Genomic DNA, 6,556 nt, shown 5'->3' on the forward strand with positions numbered 1-6,556 from the left:
AAAAAATAGGGCAGTTGGTTAAGCTGCCCTGTTTATAAGGTTAATGATTAATTTTTTAAAATGCGTAACCAACGGTGAAAGACCATACACGGTTGTTGATTTCGTTGTTGGTGTTGCTATCGCTAGTTGGAGCTAAGTTAGTAAGTCCGAAACCGTAACCGGCGCCAAAGTTGAAACCACTGCTAAGTTGGTAACCTGCCAACACGTTGAAACCGAAGTCTAAAGCTTTAATGTCGTCATTGTCGCTGTTTCCAAACTTCAAATCATCTTCGTTTGTGACTCCTAAAATTGTAGATTTTCTTTGTCCTGAAACATTAAACCCTGCATACGGACCACCGCCCAAGTAAATATGGCCTGGACCCGCTGGTAAGTTCACTAAAAGGTTTACTGGGACTTCGATGGATAAGATGTTGTCTTCGATTTTGTTGTTGTCGTCGTCATCGGAGAGTTTTGCGCCTTTCCCTTGTAGCGATATTCCGGGTTGTACCGAAAAATAAGTGGATACTGGAATGTCTGCATAGCCTGTTAAATTAAAGTTTGTAGTTGTTTTTGTGTCGTATGATGTGTTAGCATCATCATCAACGAATTTGTACTTTGGTAAGTTTACCCCTGCTTTTAAACCAAAGCGAGTTGTTCCGGTGTTGCTGGATGGGGTTGTAGTTTGTGCGAAGGTAGCGCCTCCAAATACTAGGGCTGCTGCTACTAAGAATAATCGTTTCATAATCAATTTTAATTGTTTGCACACCCTAATCCAATGAACAGACCAAAATACAGTTTGCTTTGCCCGATGTTAAATAAGTACTTGTAAAGTAGCGGTTTAAAGAGTCTTCTTAAGGCTGTTCCCGGACGTCTGTTTTTGCAGAAAATGTAGTTTTAGCCATACAAAATCCATTGCAGTGGCTTATTTTTCTTCTTCTTTCTTTAAAAGCGAGCCTACAAACGCTCTTCCTTCCGGGGTAATCACCGCAGTAAGTTTATCTTCGTCCCAATTTATTCTGATGTAGCCCATACGTTCCAGCTCTTCATACTCGGCCTGCATACCACCTAGTATAGATGAATGCTGTTGGTGTCCGATGGTTTTCATGATTGATTCTAATTCTGCCCTTTCCATAATATTTGTTTTTTAGTGAATAATGGATGTCATAGGGCAAATTTTGAGCCGAAGGGGGAGTTGGTTCGGGATTAGTTTGTTAGGTGGTTCGGTGTTAGTTGGTTAGTCTGGAGCCTAATAAACTCATGTTACCAATGAACCAATGAACTCATTTTACTAATGAAGCTTCTACTAATCGTTTTTTACCAGCAGATAATAATCGTTTTCTATGGGGAGGTAGCCGTATTCGTAACAGAAGATGTAGATGGAGCCTTTGTTGGTTTGGTAGCGATGAGTGTGGTAATTAAAATTGAAGCCGACTTCTTCCAGGCGCTGTTTAGCTACGGTAGTTTTGCCTTCGGGATTTAGCGCGATTAAAATTTTACGGTTTTTGTGCAGGATGCCGTTGATGCGTTTTACCTCTTTGCTTTCATCGGCTTTAATTCTGTTGTTGTAATTACTCCGGCATTGGTCGTCGCAAAACTTCTTATCAGCTCTGCCTTTTAAAGCTGAGCCGCAATCCAGACAATTTTTTTCCATAGCGTAAGTCCTTAGGTTAAAGGTTTATGCTAAATTAACAAAATCGGAACTCAATTTTAAGCTGGCTTGCGCAAAATCTTATCCATGGCTTTTCCTTTGGCCAGTTCATCCACCAGCTTGTCTAAATAACGCACTTGACGCGTCAGTTCGTTTTCAATTTCTTCAATCTTATATCCACAAATTGTTCCTTTAATTAAGGAGGCGTTGGGGTTTAAGCGTGCATGGGCAAAAAACTCCTGATAGTTAGTGCCGCGCGCTACTAATTTTGCGGTTTCGGCAGCGGTGTAGCCCGTTAGCCACTCAATCACCTCGTCAAGCTCTGCCTGCGTACGGCCTTTGCGTTGTACCTTAGCCAATAATGCGGGATAAACCGAGCTGAAAGAGAGTTTGGCCACGCGCTGGTTATGTTCTTCTGTAACTTGCATTTTTTAGTGTTAGTATAGTTTTTAAGTTCAATTCCGGGAACTGGTTTTCGTTAAAGTCTTGCAATATAAGGCAATAGGAAGAGTTAGATTTTTGTTTTTATTCTCAAACGCCTTGCTTTCTTATTATACTTTTTTAAGTTCGGCAATCACAGTTTGTAAGGTATTAATTCCCCAGTGTTCCATATATTTGCCGTCTTTTAACCTTACGATATCAATAACATCAATTTTAATTTGTTTGCCTGTAGGGGCTATCCCCATAAGAACACCTGTGTGCGTCCCCACAATTGCTTTTCGCGTGGTTACCTTATCACCTTCTGCAATTTGGTCGTAAATTTCAACTTTCAAGTCTGGAAAAGCAGGTTTTAAGATGTTGTTAAAAGTATTCCACATACTGTCTGCCTTATTAGCGCTTAAAGGTGCGGTTTGATTTATAAAACCTTTGTCCATCATTGCATTGAAGCAATCCCAATTACATTGTTCAATGACTTCGCTGTTGAATTGTCTTACTATTGCCTTATTTTTTTCTAAAATGTCCATTAAAATTTATTGAATTGATTATTGTGAGATGTGTGTTGTAACTAAAAATTATTAAGCATTATAATTTACGCAGAAATGGTAGTGTTTGCAGTCTCTTTAGTTAGGCACTAAATTAAGTAAGGAAGATGAATTAACAAACCACAATGTTTTTTTAGGAAGATGCCAAAGCACAATGCTTTCCGCCGCTCATCGGCGCGACAGGCCTAGTTCTTTGTCTTGACACAAAGAACCAAAGGTCAAGGCTGACCTCATTTTGTTTGTTGCGCCTGCGGGAAATCTTTGAGCACAAACCGAAGCCGTGCGAATGGCGGTGCTTTAACAGAGTTTCTGCACCACTCGTCGGTTTGCTCACGTTAGTGCAAGCATTAATGTTTTTTCGCAAAAGATTTCCCGGGCTACACTGCCAAAACTCGGAAGGCCGGGCTTATCGCATGGGACACTAAGCGTGTTACATTTTTAATTCGCTCGTGAGCGTCGGCGAGTGCCAGGCAAGAGCAAAAAACCGTAGTACTCCCGAACATCTTGCACTGCCGAGCCTCAAGCGAAAGCAGTTCTACGTTCGGGGTTGCAGCGAACGTTCGGGTACGCAGGAATAGTAGAATGCAGCGCTGCCGGTTTTTTGCTGGGCGTTGGCTATGCGCCCAAAGGCACCTGTGCGCCAAAAAAAGATTTTTGTTTCTTTTCATCTGAAATTGCGAAGCACTCTTGAATGCCTTTAAAAACGACTATAAGAAATGAAAAATTGCGAAGCACTCTTGAATGCCTTTAAAAAGAAATAAAGATGAATGAAAAAAGAAATAGCCTACCGCCGGCAATGAGGCGGGGGAATAGTTACTTAAGATAAATCCAATTTGCCAAAGCACAATGCTTTCCGCCGCTCATCGGCGCGGCATGCCTAGTTCTTTGTCTTGACACAAAGAACCAAAGGTCAAGGCTGACCTCATTTTGTTTGTTGCGCCTGCGGGAAATCTTTGAGCACAAACCGAAGCCGTGCGAATGGCGGTGCTTTAACAGAGTTTCTGCACCACTCGTCGGTTTGCTCACGTTAGTGCAAGCATTGATGTTTTTTCGCAAAAGATTTCCCGGGCTACACTGCCAAAACTCGGAAGGCCGGGCTTATCGCGTGAGACACTAAGTGGATTGTTTTTTTAATTTTTACTTTTACCTTTTTAATTTTCACCCCCTCGACATCTTACAGTTATTAGCTTAAATGCTACAAGAAAGTCAGAAGCTATTTCAATACCTTTAGCGCTTATTTTACGGTTTAATTTCGCAACAGGTCGGGATTATCGCGTTAAGCGTAACATCCAACGCTTAAACTGCAACCGTTTATTCAAATGCACATGAACAAACATTATAAAAGCTGCTCTTTTTCTTTCAATTATTTGATCACGGGTATTATACTCAGTGCTTTAACAGCCTGCAACAGTGTAAAACCGCTTAATGTAATCCAGCTTAATCAGGCTGTGCCTACGCTAAATGAGGTGGGTGCAAGTGTGATGCCTTTGGAAATTGCACCGGTAAAAGCTCCTTTTGCGATGCCGGAATTTAAACGCCCCACATTCCCGGCGCGCTCGGTAAATATTATCCATAAAGGTGCAAAGGTTGGGGTGCTGGTGACAAAAAGCATTCAGCAAGCGATAGACGAGGTAAATGCCCAAGGCGGCGGAACGGTGATTGTGCCGAAAGGAGCGTGGAAAACGGGTAGAATCAGCCTAAAGAGTAATGTAAATCTGCATTTAGAAGAGGGCGCCGAATTGCACTTTAGCGGAGAAGTAGAAGATTATCTGCCTGCGGTTTTCACACGTAACGAGGGGATAGAAATGTATTCTTTAGGCGCCTGCATTTATGCGTATCAGCAAGAAAATATCGCCCTAACGGGAAAGGGAAAACTGGTTGGGCCACCGGCAAATTCGCCTCTGCGCAAGCGTTTTATGGACGTTGGCGTAATTGAAGATGTTGTTCCGCATGATAAACCGGTGAGCGAACGGGTGTACGAAGGCGCTAACGGACAGTATATTTTTTTACCGATGTTTATTTCGCCAACCGAATGTAAAAACGTATTTATAGAAGGGGTTTCTTTAGAGAACACCCCATTCTGGAATATCGTTCCGGTGTATTGCGACGGCGTTATTATTCGTGGCGTGACGGTAAATTCGGTGGGTATTCCGCGTGGGGACGGCATCGATATCGAATCGACGCGCAATGTGCTGATTGAGTATTGCACGCTTAGCTGTGGCGATGATTGTTTTACGATGAAAGCCGGCAGGGGCGAAGATGGGATGCGCGTGAACAAACCGACCGAAAATGTGGTGGTACGTTACTGTTTGGCGCGCGAAGGTCATGGCGGTATTACCGTAGGTAGCGAAACAGCGGGGGTAATCCGAAATTTATATGTGCACGATTCGGTTTTTGACGATACTGGTGTGGGCATCCGCTTTAAAACCAGAAGGCCCAGAGGCGGTGGTGGCGAAAACCTGCATTATGAACGTGTGCGCATGAACCTGCGCGAAGATGCTTTTAGATGGGATATGTTGGGCAGTCCGACTTATGTGGGCAAGCTTGCAGAGCGCTTACCGGCACTGCCGGTTAACCGTTTGACGCCTTTTTACAAAAATATTAGCGCTAAAGATATAGTGATAGAGCATGCCCGATATTTTATAAGGGTAGATGCTATCCCTGAATCGCCTTTGCAAAACTTTAAGTTGGAGAATGCCCAGGTTAACAGCACAAAGCTTTTCCGCGCGGCAGATGTAGATGGGATGTTAATTAAGAATGTGGTGCTTAGCGCCCAGGACGCTTTAATGCAGCTGAACGATGTGCGCAATCTTAAATTTGAGAACGTGAAATTTGACGTTCCCGGCGGTGAGGTGGTGGCTGAGATAGAGGGGGATTTGTCAGAAAATATCAGATTTAAAAACACCGTGCCGGCCAAGCCTAAAGGTTGGAGCGGGGAGAGGTTTAAATAGTCAAATTCGAGCTGGCTTTCCTATTATAACCCCTGTTCATTAGTCTCAAATGCCGGATTCCAAACAATCTCCCACAAATGCTCGTCCAGGTCTTGAAAGTAACCAGCGTATCCGCCGTAAAAAGTGTTTTGAGCATGTTTAATAATTTTGGCTCCAGCATTTTCAGCTTGCTTCATAATGCGGTCAACCTCTTCTTTACTGTCTACATTATGCCCAATTGTAAATTCAAGAGAAGAAGAAGTTTGCTCAGGGAGGTTTGTGTCTGCTGAAATGCTTTTCTTTGGCCAGAGTGCAAGTCTTACTCCGCTAGTGCGAGCTTGCAGCTCGTTCATTTTCTGCTTTATACTAAGTCTATTGCTAAAACATCCGCTAGTGCGAGCTTGCAGCTCGTTTATTTTCTGCTTTTATACAAAGTCTATTGCTAAAACTCCCTTTCCGCCACTGTAATCAATTGCACTACTGTACTTCCAATGGTGTGCTTCGGTAACAAAACCGGATACTACTGGGTTTTGATGTATATAATTTACTTTCTGGTCTATTACTTCTGCACTCCATAATTCTATCGGATGGTTATGCTGTTGCCAGAACTGCCGTTTCTTTACATTGCTGTTTTTTGTACCTGCCCGCTGCATCAGCCATAGCATCCACTCCCTCCTGCTTTCCTGCATATTGTTTTCAATTGATGCCTGTAAGGCTTTCGATGTAAATGTTTTCAGGCTCTTTAATAATTCTCCCGGGTTATTGTCCTTTGCCCGAAATATTAAGTGCACATGGCTGGGCATTATACACCAGCAAAAAATTTCCATGCCTTTTTCCTTTCTGCAATAATCCAGGCTTTCAAGCATCCTATCAAAATATAAATCTCTTACAAAAACATCAAGCCAGTAAACTGTGGCAAAGCTTACAAAATACAGTCCTTCTTTATTGTAAAATTTATACTTTCTGCTCATTTAGTGTTTAATAAAGGGAACGAGCTGCAAGCTCGCACCAGCTGG

8 protein-coding genes are annotated in these 6,556 nt (G+C 42.7%); 1 reads left to right on the forward strand and 7 read right to left on the reverse strand.

Features of this window, described 5'->3' with window-relative positions; genetic code table 11:
* Positions 1–55: 55 nt before the first annotated feature.
* The 5 genes from BCY91_RS05870 to BCY91_RS05890 form a co-directional block, all read right to left on the reverse strand.
* Positions 56–721 carry a porin family protein gene (locus tag BCY91_RS05870; RefSeq protein WP_120181085.1) on the reverse strand — a complete coding sequence of 222 codons (666 nt, stop codon included), beginning with the start codon at positions 719–721 and terminating at the stop codon, positions 56–58.
* Positions 722–901: 180 nt separating this feature from the next.
* Positions 902–1,111, reverse strand: coding sequence for a hypothetical protein (locus tag BCY91_RS05875; RefSeq protein ID WP_120181086.1), 210 nt, complete (start codon positions 1,109–1,111; stop codon positions 902–904).
* Positions 1,112–1,282: 171 nt separating this feature from the next.
* Complete coding sequence (locus tag BCY91_RS05880; protein ID WP_120181087.1) at positions 1,283–1,630, reverse strand: hypothetical protein; 348 nt, start codon at positions 1,628–1,630, stop codon at positions 1,283–1,285.
* 56 nt (positions 1,631–1,686) lie between these two features.
* On the reverse strand, positions 1,687–2,055 hold the full coding sequence (locus BCY91_RS05885; protein ID WP_120181088.1) for a DUF2200 domain-containing protein: 369 nt from the start codon (positions 2,053–2,055) through the stop codon (positions 1,687–1,689).
* A gap of 123 nt (positions 2,056–2,178) precedes the next feature.
* Entirely contained in the window at positions 2,179–2,592 is a 414-nt protein-coding gene (locus BCY91_RS05890; protein ID WP_120181089.1) for an ester cyclase, read from the reverse strand.
* Between the two features lie 1,343 nt (positions 2,593–3,935).
* Here BCY91_RS05890 and BCY91_RS05895 point away from each other — a divergent pair.
* Positions 3,936–5,561 carry a glycoside hydrolase family 28 protein gene (locus BCY91_RS05895; RefSeq protein ID WP_120181090.1) on the forward strand — a complete coding sequence of 542 codons (1,626 nt, stop codon included), beginning with the start codon at positions 3,936–3,938 and terminating at the stop codon, positions 5,559–5,561.
* A gap of 23 nt (positions 5,562–5,584) precedes the next feature.
* On the opposite strand, the gene BCY91_RS05900 is transcribed toward BCY91_RS05895, so the two are convergent.
* Together BCY91_RS05900 and BCY91_RS05905 are read right to left on the reverse strand one after the other, a co-directional pair.
* Positions 5,585–5,893 (reverse strand): VOC family protein, encoded by a 309-nt coding sequence (locus BCY91_RS05900; RefSeq protein ID WP_120181091.1) that lies wholly within the window; start codon positions 5,891–5,893, stop codon positions 5,585–5,587.
* 72 nt (positions 5,894–5,965) lie between these two features.
* A complete protein-coding gene (locus BCY91_RS05905) occupies positions 5,966–6,511 on the reverse strand; it encodes an REP-associated tyrosine transposase (protein ID WP_120181092.1) in 546 nt (181 codons plus the stop codon).
* Positions 6,512–6,556: the final 45 nt, after the last annotated feature.

It is taken from the genome of Pelobium manganitolerans (assembly GCF_003609575.1).
Taxonomy (GTDB): domain Bacteria; phylum Bacteroidota; class Bacteroidia; order Sphingobacteriales; family Sphingobacteriaceae; genus Pseudopedobacter; species Pseudopedobacter manganitolerans.

Coding starts and splice junctions, on each gene's coding strand:
- BCY91_RS05870 (WP_120181085.1), bottom strand. CDS start 721: ATGAAACGATTATTCTTAGTAGCAGCAGCCCTAGTATTTGGAGGCGCT.
- BCY91_RS05875 (WP_120181086.1), bottom strand. CDS start 1,111: ATGGAAAGGGCAGAATTAGAATCAATCATGAAAACCATCGGACACCAA.
- BCY91_RS05880 (WP_120181087.1), bottom strand. CDS start 1,630: ATGGAAAAAAATTGTCTGGATTGCGGCTCAGCTTTAAAAGGCAGAGCT.
- BCY91_RS05885 (WP_120181088.1), bottom strand. CDS start 2,055: ATGCAAGTTACAGAAGAACATAACCAGCGCGTGGCCAAACTCTCTTTC.
- BCY91_RS05890 (WP_120181089.1), bottom strand. CDS start 2,592: ATGGACATTTTAGAAAAAAATAAGGCAATAGTAAGACAATTCAACAGC.
- BCY91_RS05895 (WP_120181090.1), top strand. CDS start 3,936: ATGAACAAACATTATAAAAGCTGCTCTTTTTCTTTCAATTATTTGATC.
- BCY91_RS05900 (WP_120181091.1), bottom strand. CDS start 5,893: ATGAACGAGCTGCAAGCTCGCACTAGCGGAGTAAGACTTGCACTCTGG.
- BCY91_RS05905 (WP_120181092.1), bottom strand. CDS start 6,511: ATGAGCAGAAAGTATAAATTTTACAATAAAGAAGGACTGTATTTTGTA.